14 protein-coding genes and 1 rRNA gene are annotated in these 16,165 nt (G+C 67.5%); 10 read left to right on the top strand and 5 right to left on the bottom strand.

Annotation, left to right across the window (positions count from 1 at the left end; translation table 11 throughout):
- Nucleotides 1-8 precede the first annotated feature (8 nt).
- The 6 genes from bcsE to bcsR are packed head-to-tail and all read left to right on the top strand — an operon-like array spanning nucleotide 9 to nucleotide 7,310.
- A complete protein-coding gene (bcsE, locus tag C7402_RS09525; RefSeq protein ID WP_116610468.1) occupies nucleotides 9-1,820 on the top strand; it encodes a cellulose biosynthesis protein BcsE in 1,812 nt (603 codons plus the stop codon).
- A 9-nt stretch (nucleotides 1,821-1,829) separates the two neighbouring features.
- Nucleotides 1,830-2,033, top strand: a complete 204-nt coding sequence (locus C7402_RS09520; protein WP_112170678.1) for a hypothetical protein — start codon at nucleotides 1,830-1,832, stop codon at nucleotides 2,031-2,033.
- Nucleotides 2,030-2,851, top strand: a complete 822-nt coding sequence (gene bcsQ, locus C7402_RS09515; protein WP_116610467.1) for a cellulose biosynthesis protein BcsQ — start codon at nucleotides 2,030-2,032, stop codon at nucleotides 2,849-2,851. The genes C7402_RS09520 and bcsQ overlap by 4 nt, the downstream gene beginning before the upstream one ends.
- Nucleotides 2,848-5,454, top strand: coding sequence for a UDP-forming cellulose synthase catalytic subunit (gene bcsA, locus C7402_RS09510; RefSeq protein WP_244314803.1), 2,607 nt, complete (start codon nucleotides 2,848-2,850; stop codon nucleotides 5,452-5,454). The genes bcsQ and bcsA overlap by 4 nt, the downstream gene beginning before the upstream one ends.
- A gap of 60 nt (nucleotides 5,455-5,514) precedes the next feature.
- Nucleotides 5,515-7,101: a cellulose biosynthesis protein BcsG gene (gene bcsG, locus C7402_RS09505; RefSeq protein ID WP_116610466.1), complete on the top strand. Its 1,587-nt coding sequence runs from the start codon at nucleotides 5,515-5,517 to the stop codon at nucleotides 7,099-7,101.
- Complete coding sequence (gene bcsR, locus C7402_RS09500) at nucleotides 7,101-7,310, top strand: BcsR/BcsP family cellulose biosynthesis protein (protein ID WP_112170681.1); 210 nt, start codon at nucleotides 7,101-7,103, stop codon at nucleotides 7,308-7,310. The genes bcsG and bcsR overlap by 1 nt, the downstream gene beginning before the upstream one ends.
- Before the next feature lie 22 nt (nucleotides 7,311-7,332).
- Here bcsR and C7402_RS09495 read toward each other — a convergent pair whose 3' ends face one another.
- From C7402_RS09495 to C7402_RS09480, 4 genes are all read right to left on the bottom strand, one after another.
- Entirely contained in the window at nucleotides 7,333-9,549 is a 2,217-nt protein-coding gene (locus tag C7402_RS09495) for an O-linked N-acetylglucosamine transferase, SPINDLY family protein (protein WP_116610465.1), read from the bottom strand.
- Between the two features lie 101 nt (nucleotides 9,550-9,650).
- The gene (locus tag C7402_RS09490) at nucleotides 9,651-10,520 is read right to left on the bottom strand and encodes an SAM-dependent methyltransferase (RefSeq protein ID WP_116610464.1); all 870 of its coding nucleotides are present in this window, start codon (nucleotides 10,518-10,520) and stop codon (nucleotides 9,651-9,653) included.
- A 12-nt stretch (nucleotides 10,521-10,532) separates the two neighbouring features.
- Nucleotides 10,533-10,781, bottom strand: a complete 249-nt coding sequence (locus tag C7402_RS09485) for a hypothetical protein (protein ID WP_116610463.1) — start codon at nucleotides 10,779-10,781, stop codon at nucleotides 10,533-10,535.
- Nucleotides 10,729-11,622: a hypothetical protein gene (locus tag C7402_RS09480; RefSeq protein WP_116610462.1), complete on the bottom strand. Its 894-nt coding sequence runs from the start codon at nucleotides 11,620-11,622 to the stop codon at nucleotides 10,729-10,731. Before C7402_RS09480 ends, C7402_RS09485 begins: the two co-directional genes overlap by 53 nt.
- A 79-nt stretch (nucleotides 11,623-11,701) precedes the next feature.
- Between C7402_RS09480 and C7402_RS09475 the strand changes: the two genes are divergently transcribed.
- The 4 genes from C7402_RS09475 to C7402_RS09460 all read left to right on the top strand — a co-directional run bounded on the left by C7402_RS09475 (nucleotide 11,702) and on the right by C7402_RS09460 (nucleotide 15,813).
- A complete protein-coding gene (locus C7402_RS09475; RefSeq protein WP_112170734.1) occupies nucleotides 11,702-12,043 on the top strand; it encodes a helix-turn-helix domain-containing protein in 342 nt (113 codons plus the stop codon).
- Nucleotides 12,044-12,358: 315 nt separating this feature from the next.
- Nucleotides 12,359-12,787, top strand: a complete 429-nt coding sequence (locus C7402_RS09470; protein ID WP_116610461.1) for a GFA family protein — start codon at nucleotides 12,359-12,361, stop codon at nucleotides 12,785-12,787.
- Between the two features lie 565 nt (nucleotides 12,788-13,352).
- Nucleotides 13,353-15,335 carry an RNA polymerase sigma factor RpoD gene (gene rpoD / locus C7402_RS09465; RefSeq protein ID WP_116610460.1) on the top strand — a complete coding sequence of 661 codons (1,983 nt, stop codon included), beginning with the start codon at nucleotides 13,353-13,355 and terminating at the stop codon, nucleotides 15,333-15,335.
- A 169-nt stretch (nucleotides 15,336-15,504) separates the two neighbouring features.
- Nucleotides 15,505-15,813 carry an EthD family reductase gene (locus C7402_RS09460; RefSeq protein ID WP_116610459.1) on the top strand — a complete coding sequence of 103 codons (309 nt, stop codon included), beginning with the start codon at nucleotides 15,505-15,507 and terminating at the stop codon, nucleotides 15,811-15,813.
- 105 nt (nucleotides 15,814-15,918) lie between these two features.
- Here the strand turns inward: C7402_RS09460 and rrf are convergent.
- A 5S ribosomal RNA gene (gene rrf / locus C7402_RS09455) occupies nucleotides 15,919-16,032 on the bottom strand.
- Between the last annotated feature and the right edge of the window lie 133 nt (nucleotides 16,033-16,165).

The following is a 16,165-nucleotide window of genomic DNA, read 5'->3' as shown; positions in this document are numbered from 1 at the left end:
GCCCTACGATGAACGATCCCGCCACCCTCCCCGCGACGCCGGCCGCCGGCGGCCGCGACCCGCGCCGCTCGCTGTTCTCGCGCCTCGCGCGCCGCGAGCCGCTTGCGATCGACGGCCTGCCGGCCTCGCTCGCCACGCTCGGCGCGGGCCAGGTGCACGTGGTCTACGCAGGCGCGTCGCCCGCGCGCGACGCGCTGTTCTGGCAGACGGCCGCGGCCGCGCTCGCCGGTCCCGCCACCGTGCTCTCCACGCGCGACGCCGCGAGCCTCGCCGCCACGCTGCGCGATCATGGCGTGGACATCGACCGGAGCGGTTCCCTGCATGCGTGGGCAAACGTATGCGCGCTGCGCCCGCAGCCGGATCGCGACGGCGCGCAGGTGCTGATCGAAGCGCTCGACGCGCTGGCCACCCAATGCGCGGCGCCCGAAAGCCAGTTCTTCATCGAGGGCGCAGAGGCGTTCTTCAACTGGCAGGACGCCGCCGCGCTCGCAAGCCAGGGCGCGCAGCTTGCGGGCTGGTGCGCGCAGCATCGTTACGGTGTGCTGATGGTGGCCGCGCCGCCGGGTCTCGGCGACGATCAGGAGCATCCCGAGCTGGACGCGTTTCAGGCGCGCTTCGCGGGCGCGGCGCAACTGCACCAGGTGCAGGGCCAGTATCACTGGGAAGTGGCGTTCTGGCGCGCCGGCGACGCGGTGCACGGCAGCCAGAGCGTGCCGCTGCGCTTTTCGGCCACCGATCACCGGCTCACGGTCTCGGGCGGCACGTTCGAAACCGAGATTGGCGAAGCGGGCCTGCTCGCCCCCGACGAAGGCCGCGTGATCGTTTCGCGCGACGCCATGCTGCACGAGCGCGTGCTGCCGCCGGCGTGGCAGATCGTCGACAACAACGAGGCGGCCGTGGCCGCCGCGCGCACCTCGGTCGCGGCTACGCTGATTCTCGACTTCAGCGTGAATCGCGATCTGGAAACGCTCGCCGAACAGGTGCACACGCTGCGCCTGCAATGCGGCGAAGCGCTCAAGATCATCGTGCGCGAGGACGCCGTGGCCATGCGCTACGAGTCGCTCATGCTCAACCTCGGCGCGAACCGCGTGATCGCGCGGCAAACGCCGCTCGCCCAGGTCGAGGCCATCGTCGACAGTCTGCAAGGCCAGGTGTATTCGCGGCCCATGCCCGCCGATTACCGGGCGGCGCTCGCCGCCGTGGTGCATGGCGAGGAAAGCGGCTACGTGGGCGCGGCGCACTTCGTCGAACTCGTGCGCGCGGCCGTGGAGCGCAGCCGCGTGATCCAGTTGCCGAGCGTGCTGATCCGCCTCGCGCTGATGCCGGAAGTCGCGCACGTGGACGCGCTCAAGGCATGCCACTTGCGCCGCGCGGGCGACATCGTGACCGCGAACGGCGACAGCCTCTACGTGTTCTTCTTCGCGTGCCGCCTGAGCGACGCCGACGCCGTGTGCCAGCGCGTGTTCCAGTTGCCGCTGGCCGAGCTGTTCCAGGGCGAGGAGCGCTACGGCGACGCCCGCGCGATCACCGAATCGCTCGCCACGCTCGCCGACGAAATCGAAACCACGCCGCCGCCCGACTATTCGGGCTGGCTCGCGCTCAACGAGGGTCAGCCCGCCGCGGCCGCCACCGTCTCGGTGCAGGCGAACGGCCAGAGCGTGCCGCCGGCCGCGACGAGTGTGGCGGCCGCGCCCGTCGAACCGCGCGCCACGGCTCCCATAAACGGCGGCCTGTTGCCCGCGCTCGACCCCGCCGCGCGCGTGGACAACGCGAAGCCGCGCGCCGCGCCGCGCCGCGCGCCGCTGCCGCTCAAAGCATAGGAGAGCGACATGGATGTCTTCCTCGGTTACTTCGTCTGGGGCTTGATACTCGGCGTGCCGCTCTCCTGGATCGGCTGGCGCCTGCGGCTCGGCCGCTTCGTGCCGATGTGGCTGCGCCCCGTGCGCTCGCGCCCGCTCCAGTTGCCGCCGCAACTGGAGCCCCTCGTGATTCGCGGCCAGCGCCGCTTTGGCCAGACGGGGTCGCGCCGATGAAAACCATCGCCATCGTGTCTACCGTCGGCGGCGCAGGCCGCACCACGCTCACCGCCGCGCTCGCCGGGTTGCTGGCCGCGCGCGAGCACGTCGCGCTCGCCGTGGAATGCGACCCGCGCAACGTGCTCTCGCTGCATTTCGGCTTGCGCGAGAACGCGCGCGAAGGACTCGTCACGCATCTGGCGGCCGGCACGGACGACGACGCCTGGTCGCGCGCCGCGCTGCAAAGCGACGACGGCGTGCTCGTGCTGCCGTGGGGCACGCTCGCGGGCAACGACGATTCCCCCGGCGACGACGCCAGCGCCCGGCTCGACGCGCGCCCCGGCTGGCTGCGCGAGCTGCTCGCCCGCGTGGACCTGCCCGCGCATACGCTCGCGCTCATCGACGCGGGCACGTGGCCCTCGGCGCACGCGCGCCAGGCGATCGACGCGGCCGACCTCGTGCTCGGCGTGCTCACGCCCTGCGCCACCGCGTGCGCGACGCTGCCGCGCTTCATCGACGCGCTCGTGCGCGCGCAAAAGCGCGCCGTGTTCGTGGCCAATGCGGTCGTGCCCGCGCGCCAGTTGCACATGGACGTGGTCGCGCTGCTGCGCGCGCGCCTGGGCGCCGCCATGCTGCCCTACCTCGTGCACGCCGATACGGGTGTGCCCGCCGCGCTCGCCGGCGGGGAGAACTTCTGCCTGAGCGCGCCCAGCTCGCAGGCCGCGCACGACTTCAACGGCGTGGCCTCGTGGATCTCGCACTGGAGCACCGGCGCGAGCCTCGACGCGACCGACGAACCGCTCGCGCGGCACGCCGCACGCGGAGGCACGCCATGATCCGCGAGCGCGTCGGCGCGATGTGGACTGCAACGTGGGCCGCGTTCTGGGCGGCGTTGCGCCGCCTGAGTGCGCCCGAGCTCAACCTCGCCCCCGACGCCACGGGCGGCCAGTGGCTGCTGCGCGCCTTCTTCCGGCCGCCGCGCCCCGGCCGGCGCGACGTGCCCGCCCTCGCGTTCGCGTGGCTCGGCAAGGACATCGGCCGGCGCCTGGACATGGGCCGCGACCGCAGCGCGAGCGCGTGGCTGATGCGGCTCTTTCTGCGGCCGCGCCGCGCGCGCCAGCGCCTCGCCGCCGACCTGCGCAAGCTTCACAAGGCGCCGCACGGCCACCATCGCTTCGCGCTGCGCGCCTGGCTCGCCCGCATGCTCGAACCCGCGTATCGCGGCGTCTCGCGCGTGAGTTCGGCCGTGGGACTGCATCTGCCCGACGTGCCGTGGGACGGCGTCCAGCAGCGCCTCGAACAGGCCTCCGAGTCGCTCGACCGCGTGCCTTTCCTGCGCCAGTGCCTGCTGTGGCTCGCCTTCGTCGCGGCCATCGTCGTGTGCACGACGCCGCTGCCGTTCGCGGGTCAGGTCCTGCTGTTCCTGCTCGTGTACGTCGTGGTGCTGATCGCGCGCCGCGTGCCGGGACGGCTCGCCACCATGCTGATGGTGATGCTCTCGATCCTCATGACGGGCCGCTACGTGTGGTGGCGCTCCACGCAAACGCTGCATCTTTCGAGCCCCGCCGAAGCCATCGTCGGCTACATCCTCTACGCGGCCGAACTGTACACGTGGATCGTGCTGATCTTCGGCTACGTGCAGACCGCGTGGCCGCTGCGCCGCAAGCCCTCGCCGCTGCCCGACGACCCCGCCAACTGGCCGACCGTCGACATCTACATTCCCACCTATAACGAGTCGCTTTCGGTGGTGCGGCCCACCGTGTTCGCCGCCAGCTCGATCGACTGGCCGCGCGACAAGCTGCGCGTCTACATTCTCGACGACGGCGACCGCGACGAATTCCGCGACTTCGCGCGCGATGCGGGCGTGGGCTACCTGCGCCGCGACGAACACACGCACGCGAAGGCGGGCAACATCAACCACGCGATGCCGCTCACCGACGGCGAGTACATCGCGATCTTCGATTGCGACCACATTCCCACGCGCTCCTTCCTGCAAACGACCGTGGGCGTGTTTCTCGCCGACAAGAAGTGCGCGATGGTGCAAACGCCCCACCACTTCTTCTCGCCCGACCCGTTCGAGCGCAACTTCGACACGTTCCACCGCGTGCCCAACGAAGGCAGCCTGTTCTACGGCCTGATCCAGGACGGCAACGACTTCTGGGACGCCACGTTCTTCTGCGGCTCGTGCGCCGTGATCAAGCGCGCGGCGCTCGAGCACATCGGCGGGATCGCGACCGAGACGGTGACCGAAGACGCCCACACCTCGCTGCGCCTGCATCGCCACGGCTATACCTCGGCTTACCTGCGCACCGTGCAGGCGGCGGGGCTCGCCACGGACAGCCTCGCCGACCACATCGGCCAGCGCATCCGCTGGGCGCGCGGCATGACGCAGATCTTCCGCATCGACAATCCGTGGGTCGGCAAGGGCCTCTCGTTCTTCCAACGCATGTGCTATAGCAACGCCATGCTGCACTTCTTCTACGGCTTCCCGCGCCTCATCTTCCTCGTGATGCCGGGCGCGTACCTGTATTTCGGACTCCATGTGATCAACACGCCCGCGCCCGTGATCCTCGCGTACGTGGTGCCGTATCTGGTGATTGCAGCCATCGCCAACTCGCGCATCCAGGGGCGCTACCGGCACTCGTTCTGGGCCGAAGCCTATGAGTCGGTGCTCGCGTGGTACATCGTGCTGCCCACCACCATGGCGTTCATCAACCCGAAGCTCGGCAAGTTCAACGTGACCTCCAAGGGCGGTCACATCGAGCACGAGTATCTCGACTGGACGATTTCGAAGCCGTATCTCGTGCTGCTCACAATCAACGTGTGCGCCGTGCTCGCGGGCATTGGCCGCCTCACGATCTGGCCAACCGACGAGCCCGCCACGGTCTTCATGAATCTCTTCTGGGCCACCGTGAACCTCATCGTGCTCGGCCTCGCGCTCGGCGTGGCGAAGGAAGCGAAGCAGGTGCGCGTCGCGCACCGCATTCCGCTGCGCGTGCCCGCCATGCTCACGCTGCCCGACGGACGCACGCTCGCGTGCAAGACCGAGAACTACTCGATGGGCGGTCTCGGCCTTATGTTGCCCGCCGACACCGCGACGAAGCTCGCGCCGGGCGAGCGCATCAACGTGACGCTCTCGCGCGGCGTGCTGGAGCACGACTTTCCCGCCGTGGTCGCGCGCCTGGCCGACCGGCGTCTGGGCGTGCGCTTCGTCGGCATGACGGTGGAGACGGAGCGCAAGCTCGTGGAATGCACGTTCGGCCGCGCCGACGCCTGGCTCGAATGGGAGGACGAGCCCCCCACCGACGCGCCGCTGCACGGCCTCGTCCAGTTGATCGAGCTGAGCTGGCAGGGCTACATGCGCCTGATCGACGCGTTCTTCGACGCACTGGAAAGTCTCTTCACGCGACGCCGGGCCGATCAGGCCCGCCAGCCCTGACAACCCTGATAACCACAGCCGCCACATCACGCCGCCACACCCTGGAACGCGAACACCATCATGGGTCTCTGGAATCTCTACTTCCTCGCCAAGCTGTACCTCTACTCGATCGGCACGCTCAAGCCCGAGTGGTGGATGAACTTCGGCTTCGTCATCCTGCTGCTCGTGCCGCTGCGCTACCGGTGGCTGCGTATCGCGCGCCATGTGATCGCCGTCATCGTGGGCATCGCCATTGCGTACCACGAGTCGAGCATGCCCGACATCGGCCGGGCGATCTCGCAGATTCCGGTGCTGCTCACCTTCACGCCCGCGTACATGTTCGAGCTCACGCGGCGCGTGATCTCGCTTTCGATGGTCGTCACAGCGGTGCTGGCGGTGCTGCTCTACTTCCTCATCAACCGCTGGGTGCGCGTGACGACGCTAGTGCTCATCGCGCTCGTGGTCATGCCGGTGTGGCAGGGCGTGGGCTCGATCGTCGCGAACGCGACCGCCAATGCCTCGCTCGCGAGCAGCGGCGACGACGACGGCGGCACGGGCAAGAAGCGCGACGAGCAGTCGGGCAGCTACGACCAGCAGCTCGCGGCGTTCCGCGCCAACGAGGAAGGCCGCCACGTGAATTTCACGCCGCTCACGACCGACGCGAACGCGCAGTTCGACATCATCGTGGTGCATATCTGCTCGCTCTCGTGGGACGACATGGATGTCGTGAAGATGCGCAACAACCCGCTGTTCTCGCGCTTCGACTACATCTTCCAGAACTTCAGCTCCGCCGCGAGCTATAGCGGCCCCGCCGCGATTCGCGTGCTGCGCGCCTCCTGCGGGCAGGAGCCGCACAAGGCGCTCTACGACCCCGCGCCGCCCGAGTGCCATCTGTTCGCGCAGCTCGCGCAGGCGGGCTACAAGCCGCAGGCGCTGCTCAACCACAACGGCCGCTTCGACAATTTCCGTGGCACGGTGGTCAATGAAATCGGCGTGCCGGGCGTGACGATTCCCTCGAACGACGGCCTGCCGGAAGCGATGAAGGAATTCGACGGCTCGCCGCTCGTCGGCGACTACGACGTGCTCTCGCGCTGGTACAAGCAACGCGTCGCCGCGGGCGGCGGTCCGGTCGCGCTCTACTACAACACGGTCTCGATGCACGACGGCAACCGCTTGCCCCGGCCGAACAACAATCTCACGAGTCTCCAGTCCTACCCGATCCGGCTACAAAATCTGCTCGGCGACGTCGACAAGCTGATCAACCTCGTTGCGCAATCGGGGCGCCGCGCCGTGATCGTGTTCGTGCCCGAGCACGGCGCGGCGCTGCGCGGCGAGGAAAACCAGATTGCGGGCATGCGCGAGATCCCGACGCCGAACATCGTCCACGTGCCCGTGGGCGTGAAGGTGGTGGGGCTGCCGGCCGGCAGCGAGCACACCGGCGGCGTGACGACCATCGACACGCCGACGAGCTATCTCGCGCTCGCGCAACTGCTCTCGAATCTCGTGGCGCACAGCCCGTTCGCCACCGGCGCGCCGCCGCTCGCGCAGTACGCGAGCAACCTGCCGCAAACGCGCATGGTGGGCGAAAACGAAGGCACGGTCACCATGACGACGCCAAATGGCTACGTGATCCATACGCCCGACGGCGTGTGGGTGGAGGGCAAGTAATGGCGCTGCGCTTGTGGGGCTCCGGGCGGCGTTCGCGCAGCGGTCCCGCGCTGCCGAGCGATATCGACGCGCTGGCGCGCCTTGTCGAGGGCGTGGATCGCGACCGCTATCTCGACGTCCAGGCCGAGGACGCGTGGCAGGCCGCCGCGAGACGCTGGCCGCTCGTGGCGGCCTTGCTGGAGCTGACGGTGGAGGAGAAAAAGGGCTGAGTTCGCCCCGAACGGGTACGGGTCAGGACGCCGCGCCGGGGGCCGCGCGCTGCTCCGTACACCACGCTTTCCACATGTGCCGGAAAGCGGCTTCCATATTGCTCGCGAAACGCGCGCCGTCCATGAGTGGCGACGCCTGCATGCGCGCGCGCAGGCCGGCGCGCAGCGCGGCGAGGCGCGGCAGGTCGCGAGCGAGCGACGTGAGCGCGGCCACGTAGCCGGCGTCGCTCGACGCGGCCAGCTCCGGCAATCCGAGGTTCGCAAGCAGGCAGAGCCCGGCGCGGCTCACCGCCGAGCGGCCGTAGCGCGTGGGCACCGGCACGCCCATCCAGAAGGCGTCGAGACTCGTGGTGTGGCCGTTGGCCGGGAACGTGTCGAGCGCGATGTCGATTCGCCCGTAGGTGCGCAAATAATCGGTGCGCCCCTGAAAGCCCACGAAGCTCACACGCGCCGGATCGATGCCGTGCGCCGCGAAGCGCGCTGCCAGCCGCTCGCGGGCGCGGCCCGGCGGCGCCATCAGCAGCAGGCGTGACTCGGGCAGCGCGGCGAACACGCCGGACCAGAGCGCAAGCGTGGCTTCGGTCAGCTTGCAGGGATTGTTCAGGCATCCGAACGTGATGTGCCCGGCCGACTGCGCCGGCAGCGGATTCACGTCCACGCCCGGTGCGAGCGCGTCATAGCACCAGAAGCTGTCGGGCAGGCGCAGCGAGCGCTCGGTGTACTGATCGTCGATATGCGCCGCGCCGACCGGGTCGAGCCAGGGGTCGGTCAAGCGCCAGCCGATGGACGGGCTGCCCGTCGTGCCCGGATACGCGAGCCAGGCCGCCTGAACCGGCGCGGGCCGCTGCGCGAACAGCAAGCGCCGCGCGCCGTCCATGTGCATCGTGAGGTCGACGAGCACGTCGATGCGGTCGTCGCGGATCTGCCGGGCGAGGCGCGCGTCGTCGAAATCATGCACGTCGCGCCAGATGTCGGCAAAGCTGCGTAGCTGGTTTGTCACTTCGTCGGCCTTTGCGCCCAGCGAGTAGCAGACGATATCGAACGCCGCGTGATCGTGATGGCGCAACAGCGGCGTGGTGAACAGCGACTGGCAGTGGTGGCGAAAATCGGGCGACACGTAGCCGATGCGCAGCCGCCGCGCCGGTTCGGGCGTATTCGCGTAATGCGCGCCCTCGCTGGCGGCGAGCAGCGCCGACTCGTGGCGGGCCGAGAATTGTTCGGCTTCGGCACGCAGCGCGTGGCCGTCGTCGACGGCGAACATCAGCGACCAGAGCAGGTTGCTGTGCGCGCCGATACCGGCGGGATGGCAGGCCATGGCGCGGCGATAGCAGGCGATGGCCTCGCCGATGTCGCCCGACTTGCTGTGCGCGTTGCCCAGATTGATGTGCGCGTCGGCAAAGTCGGGCTTGATCGCGATGGCGCGGTCGAACGCCGCGCGCGCCTCGTCGATATGGCCGGTCTGCATGAGCAAGTTGCCAAGGTTGTTCCACGCGGACACCCGGCCGGGATCGCGTTCGAGCGCGCGCTCGAGCGCCGCCTTTGCTTCGTCGATGCGGCCCGCGCCCAGCAGGACGCAGCCGAGATTCGTGAGCACGTCGACCGAATCCGATGCGAGCTTGTGGGCGTGCTCGAGCATGCTCAGCGCTTCGGGGGTGCGATGCGTTGCGAGCAAAACCTGCGCGAGGTTGTTCCAGGCGTCGACGTGACCCGGCGCGAGGTCGAGCGTGCGGCGCAGCAGTGCTTCCGCACGGGCGAACTCGCCCGCCTTGTGCAGCATGGTCCCGTAGTTGAAGTGAATCGCCGCGTGGGCGGGCGCGAGCGCAATCGCGCGCTCGAAGTGGCGCGTGGCCTGTGCGCAATCGCCCGCTTCGCCGTAGAGGTGGCCCAGGTTGTTGTGCGCGACGGGAAAGTCCGGCAGCAGTTCGATCGCGCGGTGCAGCGCCCGGATCGCGATGTCGCGGTCGGCGGCGCGCTGGCAGGTCATGGCGAAGTTCACGAGAAAGAGCGGGTCTTCCCGCTCGGCGAGCGCGCGACCGATGAGCGCACGGGCGGCCAGAGGATCACGCCCGCTTTCGATCAAGCCTGCGAGGTTCAGCGCGTTGGCGTCGTGCGGATTGGCCGCGATCAGGCGCTCGCACAGCGTGCGCGCCGTATGCGTTTCACCGCGCTGCCAGGCGGCTTCGGCTGCGGCGAACGTTTCTTCCGGGCGCGGCGCATCGGTGGTCTGGGAGGTGGGCATGTTCGTCAACGCTTTCGCGGCGCCGGAGGGAGAAGCCGGGCATGGCGATGCGTGCGGTGCGTGTATGAGGACAACTTGTGATTGTCGCCGCGTCTCGATATTCAGGTAACGCGTTGCGCGAGCACGCAGCGCTCCAACGGCATGCAGGTGAGCGCGCGGCCGGTGGGTGCGATAAAGCGTCGCTCGAGCGCCACGGCTTCGGGATGTTCGAGCACGCGCCAGCCGTATGACGCGAGGAACGACGGCAGCGCCTGCGGATCGAGGCCGAAGCGCCAGACGGACTGCCGCGCAACGAAACGCCGATGCATGGCCGCCGCGCCATACAACTCGCGGGCCGCCAGAAAGTCCTTGAGCACGTAGGTCAGCGCGAGCCGGCTGCCGGGCGCGGCGGTCGCGAGAAAGTCGAGTGTCGCGCGCACGCCCGCTTCGTCCAGATACTGCGTGACGCCTTCCCAGATGAAGAACGTGCGCCGGGCGCGCCCGTAACCGCGCGCGGCGAGCACTGCCGCGATGGACTCGTGCTCGAAATCGATCGCCACCAGTTGCACATGGGCGGGCACCTTGCCGAAGCGCGCCACGGCTCGCCGCCGCTTCGCCTCGATGTTCGCCGCTTGATCCAGTTCCCAGGCGGGCAAGGCGGCGGCCGGCCGCGGCCGGAATGCGCGCGTGTCGAAACCGGCGCCGAGGTTGACGAGCGCCTCCATCTGCGGCGACGAAGCGTGCAGCGCCTCGTCGATATAGCGCTTGCGGCACAGGACGCCGCCCCAGAGACCGGGGTGTTTGCGCTCGGTCGCGCGCATCAGCCAGCGTGCGCCGCCAGCGCCGCAGCGCTCGGCCAGCACCCGCGCAACGGGCGGCAGAAAAGCGGCGGCGAGCGCATCGTCGACGATGCGCTCCGCGGGCGGCAGGTTGTGCTCGATGGCGACCAGCGCCGTCGGGCCCGCTCCGGTACGTGCCGCTTCGCGGGTCATCGCGCCGGTCTTTCAGTGATCCTGATGGCCGTTGCCGGCGCCCGGCCGCACGACGGTTATCGAGTCGAACACGGCCTGCGCGCACGCCAGTTCGTCGAGTGCGCGATCGAGCCGCGATTGCGCGGCGCCATAGGCCAGCGGCGAGGCGACTTCGTCGTCGATCTCGGTGCGAAGCGCGCGAAAGGCGCGCTCGACGTTGCGGCTCGCCTCAAAAAAGCGTTGCGCGGCCTCGGCCTCTTGTGAACGGGTGGGAATCGCCATGGATGAGTTCCATCGTGAGCTGCGTCCAGTCTCCCGCGCGGGAGACATGGCGCATGCGGGCGCCGCCATGGCGCGAGGACGCCGTGTGCTCGGCCGGCGGCACGTCGAAAAGGTCGCGCGTGTAGCCGCGCGACTGCTGCGCGCAAGCCTCGCTGCGCACGCGCTTCGTGAGGGTTGCCCAGGTCTCGAAGTCGCCCATGCGCGACGCCTCGTGGATCGCCGCGAGATCGCGCGCCTTCACGAGCGTGGGCTGTGTGAGGCGCACGAAATACGGTGCCTCCAGTTCCGCCGTGAACACGAGCGCATGGCTCTTGCCGCCCGCCTGCGCGGCCCGCTCGACGCAGTCCACCACCACGGTGCCTTGCGAGGGGCTGGGCGCCTTGCCCGTGTTCACGCTGCGCAGCCGCTCCGGATGCACGCGCAACGAACTGCCGATGCTGAGCTCGGTGGGCGAGACGCAGACGAGCGCGTAGTGGTGCTCGCGCGCGGCGCCGGAGGGCAGCGTGGCGCTGCTCGTGACGAACACGTGCTGCGGGAGCTGGCGCACCTGGCCGCTCGCGTCGATCCACGCATTCCAGACCACGACGTCGGCGCGGCCGGCGCGCTTGACCGCCGCGCGCGGACGGCTTGCCGCCGGCGAAAAAAGCGCGAGGAGCGACCCCGTGCGCAATGCGGCGACCTGCGCGCTGCTGCCGAGCGACTGGCCGATGCCCCACAGGAACCGCCCGCCGCCCTGCCGGCGCTCCCACTCCTTGCGCAGGATCAGCGTGGGGAGATCAACGCCGGCATCTGGCCCGATGCGGGACCAGCAAAACGTGGGCGGCAGGTGTTTTAGAGCCATCGACTTCCTCGGAATGCTGCTGCCTGTCGATTCTGACAGGCAATTCAATAACCGTTACTGTATATGTATAATGCATGACATGGAAGCCCCAGACACTCATTTTCCCGTGCAGGAGCTGCTGCGGCGGTTATCGGCAGATGCGCGTTCTGCCAGCGAAATCGCGCGTCTTTCCGGCGTCAGCCAGCCTACCGTTTCACGTCTTCGCACGTCGAACGGGCGGCGGGTGCGCCGGAGCGCGTCATTCAACAAGCTATGCAGTTTCTATGGCGTGAAGGCGCCGGCGGCGGGCCGGCATGCGGCGGCTTATAACGATTTGCTGCGCAACGCGATCGTCGAGGCCTGGGACGGTTCGGAGGAGCACGGCCGCGCGCTGCTCGTCGTCATCAAGGGATTGAAGGAACTGCGGGAAAGGCCGGGGTAGGGCCGTGGGGCGGTTACCTGGCGTGCGGGGCGCAAAAGGTAACCATCTATGGGAAAATCACCGCTCAATTCGGTGTTTTGGAGCCTCGGGAACGCGCATTGGCCGTCGCACAGGGCATTACCGGCAGCCCAATCCCCATATGTGGTGACCTTTGCTGTTTCCTGCGCAGCGCGAGACCGATGCGTAAGATGGTGGTGACGCTTACGAGACGGAACGCCGTTCGCAGACTGGCAGCATTGCAATGTTTGACATTGGCCTGGCCATTGCCGATTGACCGGTCGATTCATTCGACCCACATCTGCCCTTGCGCCCATCATGCCCGCCGACACCCACATCGATCCTTCCACCGCGCTGCGCGGCCAGTGCCTGTGCGGCGCTGTCCGCTACGACGTCGCGAATGCGTTCCGTTACGCGTTCATCTGCCACTGCTCGCAGTGCCGCCGCGCGACCGGTTCGGCGTTCAAGCCCTTCGCGGGCATCGAGCGCGAAGCGCTTCGCCTCACGCAGGGCGCGGCGCATGCATTGATCTACGGCGATCCCCAGGCCGCTCACGACGTCCATTGCGGCCGCTGCGGCTCGCTGCTCTATTCAGTCGTGCGCGAAGGCGCCTATGTCCACGTGACGCTCGGCACGCTGGTCGACGCGCCCGATATCCGCCCGGCTGCGCATATCTTCGTGGGCTCGCGGGCCCGGTGGTTCGAGATCACGGATTCGCTGCCGCAATACGACGAATTCCCGCCCTGACCCGGCGCCGTGCTGCGCTCTTGTCCACGGGGATGCCGATCCCCATATGGAAGCTACGCAGGCGATTGGGTGACCCAGCGGGCGCCGGGCACCGTCAACCCGTGCTCCGGCGAGTGCGTTCAAAGTGTTGTCTCGATTCGCACGTGAGATTGACGGGGTACGAGCGAATTCGGAGCGCATAAATGAGTAATGGGGAACGATTGCACGTGCAAAGCCTGAAGATCAAATTCAGCGGAACAAACCGTGCGAAAGTTTGTCTAAGGGAATCACGTAGAAAGTGCGCGATCGGCTGGATGAGCAAAAGACCCGACCCTAAAGGCGGTCAATGTGCCGCAAACACGACGATTCGGGTTGCCTCGCATGCCGTAACGCACTACCATACGCGGTCTTTCTGCATTGCACGAAAATCCAGGCTGCCACGCCTTTGTGCGTTTGGCGCTCGCTTGGCGGGACCGGCATGCGCGCCCCCGCCCACTCCCCTGCAATTTCGTCATCGCCAGGACGCCACGCCGCTGGCGCGTGACCCTTTTTGCCCTTGTCGGGCTATCCCTTCGAGGAGAATGTATTGACAAGCCATGACCGGGACGAAGCGCTGACCTCGTCTGCCCGCCCCGCACGCCGCTCGTCGAAAGACAAGTCCGGCGACACGAATCAGTTGGACGCAGGCTCGCAACTCGAAAAACGCCAGCATCAAATGCGGGCGCTCATCAAGCTCGGCCGCGAACGCGGTTATCTCACGCACGCCGACATTAACGACCATCTGCCCGACAACTTCGCGCAGACGGCCGCGCTCGAAACGATCGTCGCCACGTTCAACGACATGGGCGTGCAGGTCTACGAGCAGGCGCCCGACGCCGACACGCTGCTGCTGAACGAAGATTCCCGCGCCGACCAGCAGGCCGACGACGAAGCCGACGAGGAAGTCGAAGTCGCGCTCTCGACGGTCGACTCCGAGTTCGGCCGCACGACCGACCCCGTGCGCATGTATATGCGCGAAATGGGCTCGAGCGAGCTGCTCACGCGTGCCGGCGAAATCGAAGTCGCCAAGCGCATCGAAGACGGCCTCCAGGAAATGATCCAGGCGATCGCGGCTTGCCCGTCGATCGTCGCGACGATTCTCGCCGACGCCGACCGTATTGCCGCCGACGAAATGCGCATCGACGAGCTCGTCGACGGCATCGGCAGCGACGAAGCCGCGCAAGAGCCGGCCGCTGCGGCCGACACCGACTCAGACGAAGAAGTCGACGCTCAGGCCTCGGACGACGACTCGTCGGACGATTCCGATGAAGACAGCGACGACGACGCCGACAACAGCAAGGCCAACGAAGCGCTGCTCGCGCAACTGAAGGCGGACAGCCTCGCGATCTTCGCGCGCGTTCGCACGCTGTTCGAACAGATGGCATGCACGACGGACGTCAACGCGCGCGCCTCGTCCGCCGAGATGCAGATCTGCGCCGACATCCAGACCGAACTCGCGCCGATCCGCTTCACGGCCCGCACCATCGACCGCCTGTGCACGCTGCTGCACGAGCAGGTCGCACAGATTCGTGCGATCGAGCGCAATGTGCTCGCCATCGTCGTCGATCGCTGCGGCATGCCGCGCGAGGCGTTCGTGGAGCAGTTCCCGGGCCACGAAACCGATCTGGAATGGGGCGTGCGCGCCGCTGCCGCATCGAGCAAGTACGGTCCTTCGATCGAGCGCAGCCTGCCCGCTATCCAGGCGGAACAGCGCAAGCTCGCCGAGATCGAAGCGGCTGCATCGTTGTCGCTGCAACAGATCAAGGCGATCAACCGCCGCATGACGGTTGCCGAGTCGAAGATGCGTCAGGCGAAGGGCGAGATGGTCAAGGCCAACCTGCGTCTCGTGATCTCGATCGCGAAGAAGTACGTGAACCGCGGCATGCAGTTCCTCGACCTGATCCAGGAAGGCAACATCGGCCTGATGAAGGCGGTGGACAAGTTCGAATATCGCCGTGGCTGGAAGTTCTCGACGTACGCGACGTGGTGGGTGCGTCAGGCCGTGACGCGTGCGCTCGCCGACCAGGCGCGCACGATCCGCGTGCCGGTGCACATGATCGAAACGATCAACAAGCTCAACCGCATCTCGCGCGAGATTCTTCAGCAGACGGGCATGGAAGCGCATCCGGCGGATCTCGCCGCGCGCATGGGCATGACCGAAGAGAAGGTGCGCGGCATCCTCAAGATCGCCAAGCAACCGGTCTCGCTCGAAAGCCCGGTGGGCGACGACGGCGACGCGACGCTCGGCGACATGATCGAGGACGCGGGTTCGGCTTCGCCGGCCGACGCGGCGATCCACGCGAACATGCGCGCTGCCATCGACGAGGCGCTCAAGGCACTCTCGCCGCGCGAAGCGAAGGTGCTGCGCATGCGTTACGGCATCGACACGACTTCGGACCACACGCTCGAAGAAGTGGGCAAGCAGTTCGACGTGACGCGTGAGCGGATTCGCCAGATCGAAAGCAAGGCGATGCGCAAGCTGATGCACCCGAGCCGCGCGGACAAGCTGCGGCCGTTCCTGGAGCGTTAAGCGGTTTTAACGCAGCGCTTGTAGAGTGCTCGAATGAAAAAAGCCCGTCACACATGTGACGGGCTTTTTTGTTTGGCACGCTTGGACGACTCGAGCGCGATGAACGGCTACCGGCCTGACTTCGCACATGCGCGTAATATGTCCTGCCAACCAACCAGGAGACAACGTCATGGCCAAGCTCGTCGTGCTCTACAAAACTCCGGCGGATACCGCCGCGTTCGATGCCTACTACGCGTCGACGCATATCCCCCTCGCGAAGAAAATCCCGGGCATGACGCGTTACGAAGTCAGCAACGGGCCGGTGTCGACGCCGCAAGGGCCATCGCCGTATCACCTCGCGGCCGTGCTGAGCTTCGATAGCTTCGATGCTTTGCGTGCCGGTCTCGGCTCGCCCGAAGGCGAGGCCGCGGCGCGTGACGTCGGCAATTTCGCACAGGCGGGCGCCGACCTTTTGTTCTTCGACACGAAGGACGTATAGAAGAATCGCGCGACGTTTTGCTCGCACACGCATTTCAGACACGTAAACGCCAGAACCCCGGTTCTCTTTCGGAGACACCGGGGTTCTGGACTTGCTGCATAAGGAGCCTGACGATTACCTACTTTCACACGGGCAATCCGCACTATCATCGGCGTGGAGTTGTTTCACGGTCCTGTTCGGGATGGGAAGGGGTGGGACCAACTCGCTATGGTCATCAGGCATGAGAGGTTGCTGCGTCGACTCGGGTTCTGGTTGAACCTGGCGCCACAGCCAATCGGGAAGAAGCGTAAAGAGGTGTTGCTCAATTGGGGTTGTGTTGTTTCTGGCACAACACATGATCTCAACCTGTGCG

This window comes from Paraburkholderia unamae (genome assembly GCF_003096875.1).
GTDB classification, from domain to species: domain Bacteria; phylum Pseudomonadota; class Gammaproteobacteria; order Burkholderiales; family Burkholderiaceae; genus Paraburkholderia; species Paraburkholderia unamae.
Note: the sequence above shows the minus strand (reverse complement) of the source record. Positions and strands in the feature narration are given on the sequence as shown.

Bases quoted from the DNA above. Each gene is read 5' to 3' on its own strand.
- bcsE (WP_116610468.1), top strand. From the start codon at position 9: ATGAACGATCCCGCCACCCTCCCCGCGACGCCGGCCGCCGGCGGCCGC.
- C7402_RS09520 (WP_112170678.1), top strand. From the start codon at position 1,830: ATGGATGTCTTCCTCGGTTACTTCGTCTGGGGCTTGATACTCGGCGTG.
- bcsQ (WP_116610467.1), top strand. From the start codon at position 2,030: ATGAAAACCATCGCCATCGTGTCTACCGTCGGCGGCGCAGGCCGCACC.
- bcsA (WP_244314803.1), top strand. From the start codon at position 2,848: ATGATCCGCGAGCGCGTCGGCGCGATGTGGACTGCAACGTGGGCCGCG.
- bcsG (WP_116610466.1), top strand. From the start codon at position 5,515: ATGGGTCTCTGGAATCTCTACTTCCTCGCCAAGCTGTACCTCTACTCG.
- bcsR (WP_112170681.1), top strand. From the start codon at position 7,101: ATGGCGCTGCGCTTGTGGGGCTCCGGGCGGCGTTCGCGCAGCGGTCCC.
- C7402_RS09495 (WP_116610465.1), bottom strand. From the start codon at position 9,549: ATGCCCACCTCCCAGACCACCGATGCGCCGCGCCCGGAAGAAACGTTC.
- C7402_RS09490 (WP_116610464.1), bottom strand. From the start codon at position 10,520: ATGACCCGCGAAGCGGCACGTACCGGAGCGGGCCCGACGGCGCTGGTC.
- C7402_RS09485 (WP_116610463.1), bottom strand. From the start codon at position 10,781: ATGGCGATTCCCACCCGTTCACAAGAGGCCGAGGCCGCGCAACGCTTT.
- C7402_RS09480 (WP_116610462.1), bottom strand. From the start codon at position 11,622: ATGGCTCTAAAACACCTGCCGCCCACGTTTTGCTGGTCCCGCATCGGG.
- C7402_RS09475 (WP_112170734.1), top strand. From the start codon at position 11,702: ATGGAAGCCCCAGACACTCATTTTCCCGTGCAGGAGCTGCTGCGGCGG.
- C7402_RS09470 (WP_116610461.1), top strand. From the start codon at position 12,359: ATGCCCGCCGACACCCACATCGATCCTTCCACCGCGCTGCGCGGCCAG.
- C7402_RS09460 (WP_116610459.1), top strand. From the start codon at position 15,505: ATGGCCAAGCTCGTCGTGCTCTACAAAACTCCGGCGGATACCGCCGCG.